The following is a 15,858-nucleotide window of genomic DNA, read 5'->3' on the forward strand; positions in this document are numbered from 1 at the left end:
CACGTCAATCCCCCTTACATCTGCCCTGCTGCCAAATGGTCGGCAACAGGGCAAATAGCTTATTGATAGGCCAGGGCGAAGTTGGTGACGGCATTGAACTGACCCGGCGTGATGGTGCCGGTGGCTTTGCCTTTCATATGGGCGGAAAACAGCAGGGTGTTGTCGCCATCCAGAAGCGATTGTGCAGCGGTTGCGGTGCCCAGTGTTATCGGCGCGCCGCTGCCGGTGCGCAGCATGATGCCCGCACCATTGGCTGTACCGGTTATGGCCAGTGCACCGGTTACATCAGTGGAGGCCGCTCCGGTAAACGTGGCCGTTACCGTCTTGGCCGGCGCAGATCCGGTCGTGGCGAAGGTACAGCCGGTGAGCTGGATATTGAAGAATACCGGGTTGGTGATACCACCCGTTGCCAGTTGCGCGCTGGCAACCTGGCCCAAGGGGATGGTCTGGTCGACACTGCCAGGCTCGATGGAGCAGGCCGCCTCCAGTATTTCCCCGTCAAATGTGATCGTCCCGGTTCCCGCCGCCTGAGCACTCGATACAGAAACCGCCAGCAAGGCAATGGATGCCATCGCTGTTTTTAGTCCACCGTTCATTAACAATCTCCCATGCAAACATTTTTAAACCCATAGGTATGGGTCTGCGCTGTTAAGTTGCCCCGGTGCAAAGCAGCACTGCACACCGGGATAACGATCACCCTATTGAAAGAGCGGGGAGAAATTAACAGCCACAGTTTAAAAAAGATGCAGGAACACAACCAACGAACTGTCAGACAGTAACTAGCGATAATCTGGATAATTTTTATAAAAAAGAAGGGCTATTCAAATAGCGCCGTAGGAATTTGCCCGACTAATAGAAGAATTACTTGATAAACACAATAAAAGCGCAACAACATTTAAAGCATAAAACATATCTAACGCATATTCACACTTTTATATTTTCAATTCAAATCTTTTTCAAGAAAGCCTTTCAAGAATGATCTATTGCAATAACAACAGGTACTGCAATTTACTCGTCACGCCGCAAGTCCGGCGGGATCGGCACGTCCTTGAGCGGGTCCGGGCGCTTGCCCTTGCCGGCCTGGTGCTGGCGGATCTGGTAGACATACGCCAGCACCTGGGCCACGGCCAGGTACAGTCCGGCAGGGATTTCCTGCTCCAGCTCGGTGGAGTGGTAGATCGACCGCGCCAACGCCGGCGACTCCAGCAGCAGGATGTTGTGCTTGGCACCAATCTCGCGGATTTTCAGCGCCAGAAAGTCGCTGCCCTTGGCCAGCAACATCGGCGCCCCGCCCTTTTCGGGGTCGTACTTGAGGGCCACTGCGTAGTGCGTAGGGTTGGTGATGATGACGTCGGCATCCGGAATCGCCGCCATCATGCGACGCTGGGACATTTCACGCTGTACCTGGCGAATGCGCTGCTTGACCTCGGGGCGGCCTTCCTGATCCTTGTGTTCGTCGCGCACTTCCTGCTTGGTCATCAGCAGTTTCTGGTGGCTTTCCCACAGTTGCACCGGCACATCCACAGCGGCAATCAGGATCAACCCGCAGGCCATCCACAAGGCGCTCCAGGCCACCACTTGCAGGCTGTGAATCACCGCCAGCTCCAGCGGCTCATGGGCGATGCGCAGCAGGTCATCGATGTCGGACTTCAACACCAGCAAAGCCACGATCAGGATGATAAAGAATTTGGCCAGAGCCTTGAGCAGCTCCACCAGCGCCTTGGCCGAGAACATGCGCTTGATCCCCGCCGCCGGGTTCATGCGGCTGAATTTTGGCGCCAGGCTGCCCGCGGCAAAGAGCCAGCCGCCCAGGGAAATCGGGCCGACCAGCGCGGCGATCAGCAAGGTAAGCAACACCGGTTGCAGGGCAATCAGGGCGATCTTGCCCGAGTGCAACAGAAATGCGCCCATCGAGTCAGGGTTCAGCAACACGTCGCGGCTGAGGCTGAAGTTGTAGCGCATCAGCTCCATCATGTCCTGGGCCAGGGCGCCGCCAAAAATCAGCAAACCTGCGGAACCTGCAAGCATGATGGCCAGGGTGTTCAGCTCTTTTGAGCGTGCGATTTCACCCTTTTCCCTGGAGTCCTTTTTGCGTTTCTCCGTGGGGTCTTCTGTTTTATCGGCGCCACTCTCGCTCTCTGCCATAGCGTTCTACTTCGCCTGTGCCAGTTCGCGTAAAAACTGCAGGGCCTCGGAGGCCAGCGGTTGATACTGGTTGAGAATGTCCGCCATGCTGATCCACAGGATCACCATGCCCAGCACCAGGGTCAGTGGAAAACCGATGGCAAAGATGTTCAGTTGCGGCGCGGCCCGGGTCATTACGCCAAAGGCAATATTGACCACCAGCAGCGCAGTAATGGCCGGCAGCACCAGCAGCAACGCGGCGCCCAGCACCCAACCCAGTTTGTTGGCAATTTCCCAGTAGTGGTTGGTCAGCAATCCGCCCCCCACCGGCAAGGTGGTGAAGCTCTCGGTCAAGACTTCAAACACCACCAAATGACCGTTCATGGACAGAAACAGCAAGGTGACCAGCATGGTGAAAAACTGCCCGATCACGGCCACGTTGACGCCGTTGGCGGGGTCGACCATTGACGCAAAGCCCATGCCCATCTGGATTGCGACGATTTGCCCGGCCACCACGAAGGCCTGGAAAAACAACTGTAGCGACAACCCCAGCAGCGCGCCGATGATGATTTGCTCGGCAATCAGCAGCAGGCCGCTCAAATCCAGCGGGTTGACGGTGGGCAACGGCGGCAGGCTGGGCATGATCGCCAGGGTGATGGCCAATGACAGAAACAGCTTGATGCGCTTGGGCACCAGGGTGGTGCCGATGATCGGCATGGTGGTCAGCAGCGCGCCCACCCGGAACAGCGGCAGCATAAAGCTGGCGACCCAGGTACTGATCTGCGCGTCTGTCAGGGCTAGCAGCGACATTTAGCCGATCAACTGCGGAATGCTGCCGTACAACTGCAGGATGTATTCCATAAAGGTCTGTACCAGCCACGGCCCAGCCACGATCAGGGTAACCAGCATCACCAGCAAGCGTGGCAAGAAGCTCAGGGTTTGTTCGTTGATCTGGGTCGCGGCCTGGAACATGGCCACCAGCAAGCCCACCAGCAGGCTGGGGATCACCAATACCGCGACCATCATGGTGGTCAGCCACAGGGCGTTGCGAAACAGGTCTACCGCCACTTCCGGGGTCATGGGCTAAACTCCGCCGAAACTGCTGGCCAGGGTGCCAATAATCAGCGCCCAGCCGTCCACCAGCACAAACAACATGATTTTGAACGGCAGCGAGATGATCAGCGGCGAGAGCATCATCATGCCCATCGCCATCAGCACACTGGCGACCACCAGGTCGATAATCAGGAACGGGATAAAGATCATAAAGCCGATCTGGAACGCGGTTTTAAGCTCCGAGGTCACGAAGGCCGGTACCAGAATGGTCAGGGGCGCGGCATCCGGGGTGGCGATATCGGTACGCTTGGACAGGCGCATAAACAGCTCAAGGTCGCTGCTGCGGGTTTGCGCCAGCATAAAGTCCTTGATCGGCACTTCGGCCTTGAGGATTGCATCCTGGGCGGTGAGTTTTTCGGCCAGATAGGGCTGCAAAGCGTCGTTGTTCACCCGGTCGAACACCGGCGCCATGATAAACATGGTCAAAAACAGCGCCATACCGGTGAGGATCTGGTTGGACGGGGTTTGCTGCAAGCCCAGGGCCTGACGCAGGATTGAAAAGACGATGATGATCCGGGTAAAACTGGTCATCAGCATGACGAACGCCGGGATAAAACTCAGCGCGGTCATGATCAGGAGAATTTGCAGGCTAACCGAATATTCCTGCTGGCCATTGGCCCCGGTGCCCAGGGTAATCGCCGGGATCGACAGCGGATCAGCCCCAAACGCCAAAGGCGCGGCCAGTGCCAACAACAGTGCGACAACAAAACGCATCAAGGCTTGTCCTTTTGCTGGCCCAGGGCTTCCATCAGGCGGCGGGCGAATTCCGGGGTGGCCGGCTGCGTGCTCTCAGGCAACACCAGCGGCTCCTTGAGCACATGCAGCGGGGTGATGCGGCCCGGCGTGAGGCCGAGCAAGATCTGCTCGTTGCCCACTTGTACCAGCACCAGCCGGTCACGCGGGCTCAGGGCCCGCGAGCTGATCAGCTCGATCAACTGCCCCTGCTGCGGCCCGGCCCGCTGAACGCGGCGCAGCAGCCACGCCAGGGCAAAGATCAGCCCCAGCACCAGCAGCAACCCCAATACCAACTGGGTCAGCTGTGCGCCGACCCCGCCACCTGCCGCCGGTACCGCAGCGGCGCTGGTCACGGGTTCCGCGGCCAGAGCGCTGAGGGGCCAGGCCAGAACAGCAGCCAATAACCGTTTCATTAGCGCAACTTCTTGATACGTTCGCTCGGGCTGATCACGTCAGTCAGACGAATGCCGAATTTTTCGTTGACCACCACCACTTCGCCATGCGCAATCAACGTCCCGTTAACCAGCACGTCCAGCGGTTCACCGGCCAGACGGTCAAGCTCAATCACAGAGCCCTGATTTAGTTGTAGCAGGTTGCGGATATTGATGTCGGTGCTGCCCACTTCCATGGAGATGGACACCGGGATATCGAGGATCACGTCCAGGTTGGGGCCGTCCAGGGTCACCGGCTGGTTATTGCGCGGCACGCTGCCGAACTCCTCCATCGGAAGGCGGCTGGAGGCCGGCTTGGTCGCGGCATCGGCTGCCAGCAGTGCGTCGATATCGGCCTGGCCGACATCACCGGTTTCTTCCAGCGCGGCAGCCCACTCATCGGCCAGCGCCTGGTCTGCAGCAGTTGTATCGTGTTCGTTAGCCATAGGGAGTCCTCGGCGAGCATTCGTTGGCACAGCAAATTCTTGGGGTACGACGCCTAGCGCCGCCCGATGGGCTCAACCACTTGCAAGGCCAGATTGCCTTTGTGCGAGCCCAGTTTGACCTTGAACGACGGTACGCCATTGGCGCGCATCACCAGTTCGTCTTCCAGCTCGACGGGGATCACATCGCCAGGCTGCATATGCAAGATATCGCGCAGGCGCAACTGACGACGGGCCACGGTGGCACTCAAGGGCACACTGACATCCAGCACGTCTTCGCGCAGGGCCTTGCTCCAGCGTTCGTCCTGGTCGTCGAGGTCGGACTGGAAACCGGCGTCGAGCATTTCGCGCACGGGCTCGATCATCGAGTAAGGCATGGTCACATGCAGGTCGCCGCCACCGCCGTCGAGTTCGATATGGAAGGTTGACACCACAATGGCTTCGCTGGGGCCGACGATATTGGCCATCGCGGGGTTAACTTCGGAGTTGATGTACTCGAAGTTGACTTCCATGATCGCCTGCCAGGCTTCCTTCAAGTCGATAAAAGCCTGTTCCAGCACCATGCGCACCACGCGCAGTTCGGTGGGGGTGAATTCACGGCCTTCGATCTTGGCGTGGCGGCCGTCGCCACCGAAAAAGTTGTCCACCAGCTTGAACACCAGCTTGGCGTCGAGGATAAACAGCGCGGTGCCGCGCAACGGCTTGATCTTGACCAAGTTGAGGCTGGTGGGCACATACAGCGAATGCACATACTCGCCGAACTTCATCACCTGCACCCCGCCCACCGCCACGTCCGCCGAGCGGCGCAGCAGGTTGAACATGCTGATGCGGGTGTAGCGGGCGAAACGTTCGTTGATCATTTCCAGGGTCGGCATGCGCCCCCGGACAATACGGTCCTGACTGGTCAGGTCGTAGCTTTTGACACTGCCGGGCTCGGCAGCGGTTTCGGCCTGTACCAGACCGTCATCGACGCCATGCAGCAGCGCGTCAATCTCATCCTGGGACAGCAGGTCTTGCACGGCCATGTCGTGGTCCTACTGCAATACGAAGTTAGTAAACAGCGCCTGGTCGATAACCACTTTGCCGAGCTCTTTTTGCGCTACTTCCTGCACGCTGGCAGTGGTTTTCTGGCGCAGTATTTCCTGGCCAACAGGTGTGGCGAGGTCGTCAAAGGTCTGCCCGGAGAACAGCATCACCAGGTTGTTGCGAATCACCGGTATATGCACCATCAGCGCCTTGAGATCGGCGGGGTCGCGCGCCTGCAGGGTCACACTCACCTGCATGTAGCGCTGGCGGCCATTGGCGTTGAAATTGACCACAAAGGCTGGGGCCATAGGCTCGTAGATGGCGGGCAACTTGACGTTGGCATCGGCCGCAGCCACAGGCTCGCTCCTGGAGGTTTGCATGAAGTACCAGGTCGCGCCCACAGAAAGGCCGATCGCCAGCAGTACCGCCACGACGATCAGGATAATCAGCTTGAGTTTGCCCTTGCCGGCCGGTTCATTTACCGCGTCGCTCGTCGCCATGCCAATAATCCGTCACTTTGGGGTTTTTACAGGTGCTGGACTAGGCAGAGCAAGTGTTATGCCAGAAGTGGCGCTGATGGATCATGAGCGCTGGTGATTTTGTGCGAGCTGGCTTGCCTGCGACAGCATCATCGCGGTGCTTCAGGCAAACCTCATTGCCTGCATCGCGAGCAAGCCCGCTCCCACAGGTTTTTATCAGGCGTAGTAATCCACCGCACTGGAACCCAGCACCACGCTTGGCGCAGCCGCTGTCACTTCAACCGGTTCGTCATCGACAACGCTGTCCAGTCGCTGGCCACCCGTGCCACTGCGGGCCTGCTGCTCCTGACCCTGCTGACCCTGCCAGTTGCGCGGCTGGTCCGACACGTTGACGTCGACCTGACCCATGCCCTGCTGGGCCAGCATTTCGCGCAGGCGGTGCATCTGGCTGTCCAGCGCTTCACGAACGCCAGCATGGCCACTGACAAAGTTGACCTGGGCCGACTGGTCAGCCGCCATATTGACCCGGATATCCAGACGCCCCAGTTCAGCCGGTTCCAGCTGGATATCGGCAGACTTGAGGTTGGCACTGGACAGGTACATCACCCGATTGACCACTTCTTCAGACCAGCCGCTCTGGTGCATGGCCAGCGGCTGGTTGACCGGCAGGGCGTTGACGGTTTTGGGCACGGATGCCTGGGTCAGTGCCGCCAGCCGATTGGCGAAGTCATCGACCCGGGTATCGCTGGATGCGCTTTTCAGGTCTTTGAGGCCGTCATCGACCAGCCCTTTAAAGGCTTTCTCGCCGCCTTCGCCGGTGGATGCCTTGTCGGCCTCGCCATCAACCAGCATGGCAATGCCGTTGGCCTGCCCCTGTACCGGCGCAGGCTGGGTGTCGGCGGGGGCGGTTTTGACCGGAGTCTGGCTGCTGGCGGATACATGCCCGCCCTGCTCCATCGCCAGGCGCACTGCAGGCATGTCATCGAGAGGGTCTGCTTCAGGATCGAAGCCATCGTCGGCCACAGGTTGCGGCGGCACTTGAACAGCCAGTTGCGCCACTTGCACTTCAGGGGCGTGCGGCACGGCCTCAGGCGCAGCATCCACTACCGGCACCGCCGGTGGGGTCACGGGCTGCATAAGCAGCGGGTCGGCAACTGCCGCGTCATCGCCCACTTTACCAGCACTGTCATCCTGATCCGTGCTGGCAGCCTCCTTGGCCTTGCCGCCAGGCAAGGGGTTGCCGCTATCGGCAATCGCTGGCGCCGGGTCGCTGGCCTTGGCATAGACCTTTGCAAAAGGCTGCACATCAGCCCTGGCAGGCTGCGCAGGGTTGCTCGCCGCGGCTTTGGGGGGCGCAGCGGCAGGTGTCTGGAGCAATGGTTGGGCGGCAACGGGCATTAACGGGTCTCCGCTGTACGGCTGGCTTGGGTACAGGTCAGAGAGTCAGAGCAAGGTTCGGGCCAGCTTTGGCCACATCAGCCAGAGGCAAACTGGGACGGCCCGGCCCGATGGCGTTCGGCGCGATAAAGCCGGCGGACCATCTGGTATTCATCGTCGATCTTGATCACCAGTTCCTGGATTTCCGCCAGTTGCTTCTTTTGCGCCCGCTCTTCGAGTTGGCCGCACAAATGCGCCAATCGAATGGCACCCATATTGCTGCTGCTGCCCTTGAAGCTGTGTGCGACCTGGGTCAGGTCGCCTGCTTCGCGGGTGTTGTGCAATTGGCCAATCCGCTCTTCAGAGTCCGAGAGAAACGTATCGAGCAAGTCGGCAAACCCGCCTTCCATCACGTCGCGTAACGCATCGACCACTTTCGGATCCATATGAATGTCAGTCACTTGTTCACTCCTTGATCAAGAATGGGCCGATTATGCCAGAGCCCCCCATGAAAACTCTACGGTCGCACTGCGACCATCTGGCCCCCAACTCGCTGCAGGGCACAGTTGCCGCACCAGGCTCACCCCACGCCCCGACAAACGGTCTAAATCCAGCGGCCTGGCCATTACCCTGGCCACATCGAAACCTTCGCCACTGTCTTCGACCCGCACGATCAGGCGTCCGCCCTGCCCGGCCCGCTCGACCTGCAATGACACCCGCACATACCCGTCGTGCAGGGCCGCCAGGCGCTCCTTGCGCTGCTGGTAATAACGCGCATACCCCTCATTGCCGCGCTTGAGCCGCGAATCCAGGCCCAGCACGCCATGTTCCAGGGCGTTGCTGTACAGCTCACCCAGCACCGCATGGATCACCGGCCCCTGGCTGCGCAGCCCATGAACCTCCATCAGCAACTGCAGCAAGTAAGGCAGCGGGTTGAATTGCTGCAGGCTGGCGGCGCGAAACTCGAAGCTGGCTGACCAGTCCAGCGGGCTGCACAGGCCGCTGTCGGTATAAAGGGTGGCCGGCACGCCCAGCAGCTGAGGCATCTGCGAGGTAATCTGGACCATGCTCACATCATCCCGGGCACGCCCCTGAAAATCGCGCAGGGCCTGCTCGATTTCAGCAATCAGCTGCAGCGGATGGCGATTGGCATCCAGCACCTGCTCCAAACGCTCGACGCCGAACAGTTGCTGATCCGGCCCACAGGTGTCGATTACCCCGTCGCTCAGCAGAAACACCTGATCCCCGGGCACCATCGGCAACACCTGGGTGGCATGGTCAAACACATCGGCACGCAACACCCCCAAGGGCAAATGCTGCGAGATCAATGCCGTACGCTGGCCGCCGGATTGCAAATAGCCATCGGGCATGCCGCCGTTCCACACCTCGACACAGCGCCGCTGGGCGCTAACACACAGCAGTGCAGCGCAGCAGAACATGTCCACGGGCAGGATGCGTTTGAGCTTGGCGTTCATTTCCCGAAGTATTTCCGCCAGCCCGTAGCCCTTGGCCGTCATGCTGTAGAACACTTCCGCCAGGGGCATGGCGCCAATGGCTGCGGGCAGGCCGTGGCCGGTAAAGTCGGCGAGCAGCAGATGGGTATCGCCCGACGGCGTGTAGGCGGCCAACAGCAAATCGCCGTTGAACAAGGCATAGGGCGATTGCAGATAACGGATATTGGGGGCGTCCAGGCAGCCCGAGTGCGCCACCCGGTCAAATACGGCCTTGGCCACCCGCTGCTCGTTGAGCAGGTAATCGCTGTGTTCGGCAATCAGGTCGCGCTGCTGCAAAACGGTTTGCTGCAGGCGCCACAGGCGTTCCATCGGGCTGCTCAATTGATATCGAACAGCTTGTCGAAGTTGGAAATGCCGAGGATCTTGCGCACGTCCGGGCTGCTGTTGACCACGCGGATATCGGACTCATCCCCACCGGCATGCTCGCGCAGCAACAACAACATGCCCAGGGCCGAGCTGTCGAGGTAGGTGGCGTCTTTCAAATCCACGACCACACAGGCGGGTGGAGGGCTCAGTTCTTCGTAGGCGTTGCGAAATTCCTGATGCTTGGCAAAGTCGAACCGGCCCTTGATTGCAATAGTCAGCTTACTGCCATCTGCCGAGACTTCAGATGTCACTGCCATGTGAGTTGCTCCCGAGATTGACAGAGCAACTATAGACGCTTGTGTGGGAGCGGGCTGGATTGGCGGGCTAATACACTTCTTTGCGCGGCAAGCGCTGGGACAATTCATCCATCAGCTTTTGTTCGCGCTTGTCTTCCAGCTGGCGGGCTTCGTCGGCGTAGCGCTGCACCAGTTTGCGTAGCCCCTCAACCCGGGCATACGCCTGTTGCCAGGTCTCACGAGCCTTGTCCAGGTTGTTCTGATGCCACACCAGACTTTGGCGCTGCTGGCCCACTGCCGTTTCCAGTTGGCCAAGGAAATACTGATAGTTGCGCAGCCATTGGCCAGTCACGCCCTGGCTGCCGCGATCGACCCATTGCGCCTGGTACTCACCGCGAAAGTTTTCCAGATCGCCGAGCTTGCTGTTGGCCAGGTTGACCTGCCCCTGGAAGTGCCCCAGGCGCTGGGCGGCCGCCTTCTCGGTCTTTTCAGCCATGTCCACCACCGGTGCCAGGCGTGAAGCCCTGTTGTCACTGGCCATGCTCGATTAGCCTCCCGCTGCCGGCGCGAAAAGAGTGCCCAGATGGCCGCCGCTTTCGGCCAGGCTGATATTGTCGTTCAGCCCCTGGCGCAGATACGCCACCATCGCCGGTTGCAGGGCAATGGCGGTGTCGGTTTCGCGGTCGCCGCCCGGCACATAAGCCCCCACACTGATCAGGTCGCGGGCCTGCTGAAAGCGCGACCACAGCTGTTTGAACTGCTGGGCGCGGCGCATGTGCTCGACGCTGACCACCGAGGGCATGACTCGGCTGATGGACGCTTCAATATCAATGGCCGGGTAATGGCCCTCTTCGGCCAATCGGCGGGACAACACGATATGCCCGTCGAGCACGCCCCGCGCCGAGTCGGCAATCGGATCCTGCTGGTCATCGCCTTCAGACAGCACAGTGTAAAACGCGGTGATAGAACCACCACCGGCTTCGGCATTACCGGCGCGCTCCACCAGTTTGGGCAGCTTGGCGAACACCGACGGCGGATAGCCCTTGGTCGCAGGCGGCTCACCAATGGCCAGGGCGATTTCCCGCTGGGCCTGGGCAAATCGGGTCAGGGAGTCCATCAGCAACAGGACGTTCTTGCCCTTGTCGCGAAAATATTCGGCAATCCGTGTGCAGTACATGGCCGCGCGCAAACGCATCAGCGGCGCATCATCGGCAGGCGATGCCACCACCACCGAACGCTTGATGCCTTCGGCGCCGAGGATATGCTCGATAAATTCCTTGACCTCACGGCCCCGCTCGCCGATCAGGCCCACCACGATAATGTCGGCTTCGGTAAAGCGGGTCATCATGCCCAGCAGCACACTCTTGCCCACGCCGGTACCGGCAAACAGGCCCAGACGCTGACCGCGACCCACCGTCAACAAACCGTTGATGCTGCGAATGCCTACATCCAGCGGCACGCTGATGGGGTCGCGCTTGAGCGGGTTGATGGTGGGGCCGTCCATCGGCACCCAGTCTTCAGCCTTCATCGGGCCCTTGCCGTCCAGCGCACGGCCGGCGCCGTCGAGCACCCGGCCGAGCATGCTCATGCCCATTGGCAGGCGACCATTATCGGCCAGCGGCACCACTCGGGCGCCCGGCGCAATGCCGGCGACACTGCCTACAGGCATCAGGAAAATTTTACTGCCACTAAAGCCCATCACCTCGGCTTCGACTTCGACGGGGTGAAAACTGTCGTCGTTGATCACCATGCAGCGGCTGCCCATGGCAGCGCGCAGGCCTTCGGCTTCCAGGGTCAGACCAACCATGCGCAGCAAACGGCCCTCGACCACCGGTTGCACAGGCAATGACACGGCCGGGGCATAGGTGCTCAAGCGCTTGGCAAAGCTGGTGCGCTTAAGGTGCATCGAGATCGATGTCTATATCAGGCGCCGCCGGGTGCAAGGCCTGTTCGTGGAGCTGATCGAGCAACTGGCTCATGGCCTGCTTGATGCGGGTTTCGATGCTGGCATCGATGCGGCTGTGTTCGGTCTCAATCCGGCAACCACCCGGTTGCAGGCTGTCGTCTTCGACAATTCGCCAGTTTTCGTCATGCCGCTCGCGCAAGGCCTTGATCTGGTCAAAGTCCTGCGGGTTGATAAACAGGCGGATATTCTCGGCGCCCATCGGCAACAGTTTCAACCCTTCGCGCAGCACCTGCTCGATCTGCGTGGAGTCGGTTTTCAGCTCGCGCTGGATCACTTGCCGGGTCATGTGCTCGACCAGGCCGACCATGGCTTTTTCAAGCTGCTGGTCCTGCTCGGCCAGCGGCGCCAGCAGACTGCTCATCAACCGCTCAAGGCTGGCGACCTTGGTATTGAGAGCCACTTCGGCTTCCTGGCGAACCTTGAGCTGAGTGCTGTGAAAACCTTCTTTTTCACCGGTAGCGAAGCCTTCGTTGTAAGCCTCCTGACGGATGCTTTCGAGCTCTTCGAGGGTCAGCGGCTGGACTTCATCCAGCGGCACTTCTTCCATCTCGGGCAGTTCTTCAACTGGCTCGGGTTCGGGCTCTGCCTCGGGTTCGCGCCACGGATCGAAGCTGGGCAGGCCCCATACATCGAAAGCACCGACATCCTTGGCGCGGATCACATCACCGGGGGATTCGCCGCTGCTCACTTAGATCATCTCTTCGCCGCCCTTCCCGCCGAGAGCAATTTCTCCGGCTTCGGCCATACGGCGGGCGATGGTGAGGATTTCTTTCTGCGCGGTCTCGACATCGCTGACGCGCACCGGGCCTTTGGCTTCCAGGTCGTCGCGCAGCAGTTCGGCGGCACGCTTGGACATGTTCTTGAAGATCTTTTCCTGCACGTTCTCGTCGGAACCCTTGAGCGCCAGCACCAGGACGTCGGAGGACACTTCACGGAGCAACGCCTGGATGCCGCGGTCGTCGACGTCGGCCAGGTTGTTGAACACGAACATGAGGTCTTCGATCTGCCCCGAGAGGTCTTCGTCGATATCGCGGATCGAGTCCATCAACTGCGCTTCCATCGAGCTGTCGAGGAAGTTCATGATATCGGCCGCCCGCTTCACGCCGCCCAGGGAGGTACGCGCCGCATTGGAGTTGCCGGAGAACTGTTTCTCAAGGATCTGGTTGAGTTCCTTGAGCGCCGCCGGTTGCACGGTATTGAGCGAGGAGACCCGCAGGATGATGTCCAGACGGGCTTTCTGGTCAAAGTGGCCAAGTACTTCACCCGCCTGATCGGGGTCAAGGTAAGCCACCACAATGGCCTGGATTTGCGGGTGCTCGAAGCGGATCACGTCGGCCACGGCACGCGGCTCCATCCACTTGAGGCTGTCCAGGCCGCTGGTGTTGCCGCCCAGCAGGATACGGTCGATCAGGCCATTGGCCTTGTCTTCGCCCAGGGCCGAGGTGAGCATCTTGCGGATATAGCTATCGGAACCCACACCGAGGCTGGTCTGGTCGCCGACAATCTCGACGAACTCGCTCATCACCTGCTCAACCTGCTCGCGGTGCACGTTGCGCATTTGCGCCATTGCCACACCTACCCGCTGGACCTCCTTGGGCCCCATATGGCGCAGTACCTGGGCGGCATCGGACTCGCCCAGCGACAGGAGCAAAATGGCGGCCTTGTCGACCCGGGTCAACTTGGCATTGGCGGCGGCGCGGTTATCACTCATCGGCATTGATCCACTCTTTTACTACCTGGGCTACACGGCCCGGATCTTCTGCGACCAGACTCTTGATTGCATTCAACTGCGCGTCATAACCTTCGCTCGGGCTTGGCAACATGATGCTTTGCGGGCCGCTGAGGCTGACACGGTCGTTGGCCAGTTCGCCATCCAGACCGCCCAGGCCACCCAGTTCGCCATCGCTACCAATACCGGCCACCTGCTTGTTGCGCCCGTGGCCGGTGATGTTGTTGAGCACCGGGCGCAGCACGCCAAACACCAGCACCAGAATAAACAGCACGCCAAGCACTTGCTTGACCACATCCCAGAACCAGGGCTGGGAATAGAACGGGATATCGGCGATCACTTCACCGCGCTCGGTGGAGAACGGCACGTTGATCACGCTGACGCTGTCGCCACGGCTGGCATCGAAGCCCACGGCGTCCTGCACCAGACGGGTAAAGCGCGCCAGTTGATCGGTGGTCCACGGCACCTGGGTTATTTCACCGTTGGCCGGGTTGACGTTGATCTTGTCGTCGATCACCACCGCCACCGACAGGCGATTGACCCTGCCCTGCTGCTGCTTGGTGTGGCTGATGGAGCGGTCCAGCTCAAAGTTGCGGGTCGATTGCGAACGCTTGTCGGCCGGGTACGGTGCCAGCATCGGCTGGCCGGTGCCCGGATCCATGATTTGCTGGCCATTGGCATCGAGCAACGGCTGACCCGGCTGGATCATGCCCGCGCCGCCCGCAGCACCCTGACCGGTTTGCTGCGGCGCACTGGCCGGGCTCGGTGGCTGATTGCTCAGGGCCCCGGGTACACCTTGCGGGCCGTTGCTGGCGGTACGCTGCTCGCTGGTCGATTGCTCGCTGCGCAGCGCCGGTTGATCGGGGTTGAACTGCTCGGAGGTGGACTCGACCGCGCTGAAATCCACATCGGCCGACACTTCGGCCTTGTAACGGTCATTGCCCAGCACCGGCTGCAGGATATTGTGCACGCGCTGGGTGAGCATGCCTTCCATGCGGCGGCTGTAGTCGAACTGTTTACCGGCCATGGTCAGCTCGGAGTTTTCACCCTGGTCCGACAGCAGATTGCCTTTTTGGTCGACCACGGTGATCTGGGATTTGCTCAGCTCAGGCACGCTGGTGGCCACCAGATTGACGATGGCCAGCACCTGCCCCGGCTCCAGCGAACGCCCCGCGTACAGCTCGACCAGTACCGAAGCGCTGGGCTTGCGTTCATCGCGTACGAATACCGAGCTTTTCGGGATGGCCAGGTGAACCCGGGCACCCTTGACGTTGTTGAGGCTGGAAATGGTCCGCGCCAGTTCGCCTTCAAGGCCACGACGATAGCGTGTGGCTTCCATGAACTGGCTGGTACCCAGGCCCTGGTCCTTGTCGAGAATCTCGAAACCGATATTGCCGTCGGTAGGGGTTACGCCAGCAGCGGCCAGCTTGAGGCGGGCACGGGAGACATCATCGGCCTTGACCAGCAAGGCACCGGAGTTGGGCTCAACGGTGTAGGCAATGTCGGCCGCGGCCAGGGTTTCCATGACCTGCTTGGCATCCATACCGGCCAAGCTGCCGTACAGCGGCCGATAATCGGGTTGCTGGGACCACAGCACCACGGCAAAGCCGATCGCTACGCTCGCCGCCAGGCCGACCATCAGGCCGACCTGACGCAGCATGGTCATATCGCCCAGGTTGTCGAGGAAGGTCAGGCCAAACAGCGGTTTGCCGCCGCCTGCCTTGGCCGGAACATTATCCGGGAGTGCATCTGCCATGACTTGATATCGCCCTTAAACCGGCATCTGCATGATGTCTTGGTAAGCCTGAACCAGCTTGTTACGTACCTGGGTCAAGGCCTGGAAAGAAACGCTGGCCTTCTGCGAAGCGATCATCACGTCAGTCAGGTCGACCCCGCTTTTGCCGATCTCGAACGCGTTGGACAGCTGGCTCGAGGCCTGCTGGGTTTCGCTGACCTTGTTGATCGCATTGCCGAGCATGTCGGAGAAACTGCTGGCACCTGCTTCGGGAGCGGCCTGCACAGCCGATTTCGGTTGTGCCATGGCGTCCATCTGCATGGCCCGCATGTCCAACATCAATCGATTAAATTCAATACCTTGGCTCATGGACCAGTGCCTCCGACGACCCGCATTTTTTTGACACTTTCACAGCGCATATTGAGGTGTAGCAACAAGGGTGCCAGCTCCTGGCCGTTTTATAACAATTACCGTTACAAAACGTCGCAGGAGCAAAATCAAAAGCCCCTCACCCTAACCCTCTCCCGAAGGGAGAGGGAACTGACCGCAGGCGATTTCAAGATCACCGCAAATCAGCCCCCTCT

General features: G+C 60.2%; 19 protein-coding genes. All 19 read right to left on the reverse strand.

Annotated features, from left to right (window positions below; genetic code table 11):
* Positions 1 to 59: 59 nt before the first annotated feature.
* The 19 genes from AB3G35_RS18405 to fliE all read right to left on the reverse strand — a co-directional run bounded on the left by AB3G35_RS18405 (position 60) and on the right by fliE (position 15,643).
* The gene (locus AB3G35_RS18405; RefSeq protein ID WP_050901277.1) at positions 60 to 596 is read right to left on the reverse strand and encodes a fimbrial protein; all 537 of its coding nucleotides are present in this window, start codon (positions 594 to 596) and stop codon (positions 60 to 62) included.
* A 412-nt stretch (positions 597 to 1,008) separates the two neighbouring features.
* Positions 1,009 to 2,145: a flagellar biosynthesis protein FlhB gene (flhB, locus tag AB3G35_RS18410; RefSeq protein WP_016781560.1), complete on the reverse strand. Its 1,137-nt coding sequence runs from the start codon at positions 2,143 to 2,145 to the stop codon at positions 1,009 to 1,011.
* 6 nt (positions 2,146 to 2,151) lie between these two features.
* Positions 2,152 to 2,934 (reverse strand): flagellar biosynthetic protein FliR, encoded by a 783-nt coding sequence (gene fliR, locus AB3G35_RS18415; protein ID WP_016781561.1) that lies wholly within the window; start codon positions 2,932 to 2,934, stop codon positions 2,152 to 2,154.
* Positions 2,935 to 3,204 carry a flagellar biosynthesis protein FliQ gene (gene fliQ / locus AB3G35_RS18420; protein ID WP_016781562.1) on the reverse strand — a complete coding sequence of 90 codons (270 nt, stop codon included), beginning with the start codon at positions 3,202 to 3,204 and terminating at the stop codon, positions 2,935 to 2,937.
* A gap of 3 nt (positions 3,205 to 3,207) precedes the next feature.
* Positions 3,208 to 3,951 carry a flagellar type III secretion system pore protein FliP gene (gene fliP, locus AB3G35_RS18425; protein ID WP_016781563.1) on the reverse strand — a complete coding sequence of 248 codons (744 nt, stop codon included), beginning with the start codon at positions 3,949 to 3,951 and terminating at the stop codon, positions 3,208 to 3,210.
* Entirely contained in the window at positions 3,951 to 4,385 is a 435-nt protein-coding gene (gene fliO, locus AB3G35_RS18430) for a flagellar biosynthetic protein FliO (protein WP_340079516.1), read from the reverse strand. The genes fliP and fliO overlap by 1 nt, the downstream gene beginning before the upstream one ends.
* Positions 4,385 to 4,849, reverse strand: coding sequence for a flagellar motor switch protein FliN (gene fliN / locus AB3G35_RS18435; protein ID WP_016781565.1), 465 nt, complete (start codon positions 4,847 to 4,849; stop codon positions 4,385 to 4,387). The genes fliO and fliN overlap by 1 nt, the downstream gene beginning before the upstream one ends.
* A 53-nt stretch (positions 4,850 to 4,902) precedes the next feature.
* The gene (gene fliM / locus AB3G35_RS18440; protein WP_016781566.1) at positions 4,903 to 5,871 is read right to left on the reverse strand and encodes a flagellar motor switch protein FliM; all 969 of its coding nucleotides are present in this window, start codon (positions 5,869 to 5,871) and stop codon (positions 4,903 to 4,905) included.
* A 9-nt stretch (positions 5,872 to 5,880) separates the two neighbouring features.
* Positions 5,881 to 6,372, reverse strand: a complete 492-nt coding sequence (fliL, locus tag AB3G35_RS18445) for a flagellar basal body-associated protein FliL (RefSeq protein ID WP_369781906.1) — start codon at positions 6,370 to 6,372, stop codon at positions 5,881 to 5,883.
* Between the two features lie 195 nt (positions 6,373 to 6,567).
* The gene (locus AB3G35_RS18450; protein ID WP_106116574.1) at positions 6,568 to 7,749 is read right to left on the reverse strand and encodes a flagellar hook-length control protein FliK; all 1,182 of its coding nucleotides are present in this window, start codon (positions 7,747 to 7,749) and stop codon (positions 6,568 to 6,570) included.
* A gap of 77 nt (positions 7,750 to 7,826) precedes the next feature.
* Positions 7,827 to 8,189: an Hpt domain-containing protein gene (locus tag AB3G35_RS18455; RefSeq protein ID WP_016781569.1), complete on the reverse strand. Its 363-nt coding sequence runs from the start codon at positions 8,187 to 8,189 to the stop codon at positions 7,827 to 7,829.
* Positions 8,190 to 8,219: 30 nt separating this feature from the next.
* Positions 8,220 to 9,551, reverse strand: a complete 1,332-nt coding sequence (locus tag AB3G35_RS18460; protein WP_369781908.1) for a SpoIIE family protein phosphatase — start codon at positions 9,549 to 9,551, stop codon at positions 8,220 to 8,222.
* An 8-nt stretch (positions 9,552 to 9,559) separates the two neighbouring features.
* A complete protein-coding gene (locus AB3G35_RS18465; RefSeq protein WP_016781571.1) occupies positions 9,560 to 9,865 on the reverse strand; it encodes an STAS domain-containing protein in 306 nt (101 codons plus the stop codon).
* 67 nt (positions 9,866 to 9,932) lie between these two features.
* Complete coding sequence (fliJ, locus tag AB3G35_RS18470) at positions 9,933 to 10,385, reverse strand: flagellar export protein FliJ (RefSeq protein ID WP_016781573.1); 453 nt, start codon at positions 10,383 to 10,385, stop codon at positions 9,933 to 9,935.
* A 6-nt stretch (positions 10,386 to 10,391) separates the two neighbouring features.
* Positions 10,392 to 11,750 carry a flagellar protein export ATPase FliI gene (gene fliI, locus AB3G35_RS18475; RefSeq protein WP_016781574.1) on the reverse strand — a complete coding sequence of 453 codons (1,359 nt, stop codon included), beginning with the start codon at positions 11,748 to 11,750 and terminating at the stop codon, positions 10,392 to 10,394.
* On the reverse strand, positions 11,740 to 12,498 hold the full coding sequence (fliH, locus tag AB3G35_RS18480; RefSeq protein WP_169844130.1) for a flagellar assembly protein FliH: 759 nt from the start codon (positions 12,496 to 12,498) through the stop codon (positions 11,740 to 11,742). The genes fliI and fliH overlap by 11 nt, the downstream gene beginning before the upstream one ends.
* The gene (fliG, locus tag AB3G35_RS18485; protein ID WP_083369860.1) at positions 12,499 to 13,521 is read right to left on the reverse strand and encodes a flagellar motor switch protein FliG; all 1,023 of its coding nucleotides are present in this window, start codon (positions 13,519 to 13,521) and stop codon (positions 12,499 to 12,501) included.
* Positions 13,514 to 15,295, reverse strand: a complete 1,782-nt coding sequence (gene fliF, locus AB3G35_RS18490; protein ID WP_083369565.1) for a flagellar basal-body MS-ring/collar protein FliF — start codon at positions 15,293 to 15,295, stop codon at positions 13,514 to 13,516. Before fliF ends, fliG begins: the two co-directional genes overlap by 8 nt.
* Before the next feature lie 15 nt (positions 15,296 to 15,310).
* Positions 15,311 to 15,643, reverse strand: coding sequence for a flagellar hook-basal body complex protein FliE (gene fliE, locus AB3G35_RS18495; protein WP_016781577.1), 333 nt, complete (start codon positions 15,641 to 15,643; stop codon positions 15,311 to 15,313).
* Positions 15,644 to 15,858: the final 215 nt, after the last annotated feature.

It is taken from the genome of Pseudomonas sp. WC2401 (genome assembly GCF_041200115.1).
In the GTDB taxonomy this organism is placed as follows: domain Bacteria; phylum Pseudomonadota; class Gammaproteobacteria; order Pseudomonadales; family Pseudomonadaceae; genus Aquipseudomonas; species Aquipseudomonas fragi.

Bases quoted from the DNA above. Each gene is read 5' to 3' on its own strand.
- fliE (WP_016781577.1), bottom strand. From the start codon at position 15,643: ATGAGCCAAGGTATTGAATTTAATCGATTGATGTTGGACATGCGGGCC.
- fliN (WP_016781565.1), bottom strand. From the start codon at position 4,849: ATGGCTAACGAACACGATACAACTGCTGCAGACCAGGCGCTGGCCGAT.
- AB3G35_RS18465 (WP_016781571.1), bottom strand. From the start codon at position 9,865: ATGGCAGTGACATCTGAAGTCTCGGCAGATGGCAGTAAGCTGACTATT.
- fliR (WP_016781561.1), bottom strand. From the start codon at position 2,934: ATGTCGCTGCTAGCCCTGACAGACGCGCAGATCAGTACCTGGGTCGCC.
- fliI (WP_016781574.1), bottom strand. From the start codon at position 11,750: ATGCACCTTAAGCGCACCAGCTTTGCCAAGCGCTTGAGCACCTATGCC.
- fliF (WP_083369565.1), bottom strand. From the start codon at position 15,295: ATGGCAGATGCACTCCCGGATAATGTTCCGGCCAAGGCAGGCGGCGGC.
- fliO (WP_340079516.1), bottom strand. From the start codon at position 4,385: ATGAAACGGTTATTGGCTGCTGTTCTGGCCTGGCCCCTCAGCGCTCTG.
- AB3G35_RS18460 (WP_369781908.1), bottom strand. From the start codon at position 9,551: ATGGAACGCCTGTGGCGCCTGCAGCAAACCGTTTTGCAGCAGCGCGAC.
- fliQ (WP_016781562.1), bottom strand. From the start codon at position 3,204: ATGACCCCGGAAGTGGCGGTAGACCTGTTTCGCAACGCCCTGTGGCTG.
- fliG (WP_083369860.1), bottom strand. From the start codon at position 13,521: ATGAGTGATAACCGCGCCGCCGCCAATGCCAAGTTGACCCGGGTCGAC.
- flhB (WP_016781560.1), bottom strand. From the start codon at position 2,145: ATGGCAGAGAGCGAGAGTGGCGCCGATAAAACAGAAGACCCCACGGAG.
- AB3G35_RS18405 (WP_050901277.1), bottom strand. From the start codon at position 596: ATGAACGGTGGACTAAAAACAGCGATGGCATCCATTGCCTTGCTGGCG.
- AB3G35_RS18450 (WP_106116574.1), bottom strand. From the start codon at position 7,749: ATGCCCGTTGCCGCCCAACCATTGCTCCAGACACCTGCCGCTGCGCCC.
- fliL (WP_369781906.1), bottom strand. From the start codon at position 6,372: ATGGCGACGAGCGACGCGGTAAATGAACCGGCCGGCAAGGGCAAACTC.
- fliM (WP_016781566.1), bottom strand. From the start codon at position 5,871: ATGGCCGTGCAAGACCTGCTGTCCCAGGATGAGATTGACGCGCTGCTG.
- fliP (WP_016781563.1), bottom strand. From the start codon at position 3,951: ATGCGTTTTGTTGTCGCACTGTTGTTGGCACTGGCCGCGCCTTTGGCG.
- fliJ (WP_016781573.1), bottom strand. From the start codon at position 10,385: ATGGCCAGTGACAACAGGGCTTCACGCCTGGCACCGGTGGTGGACATG.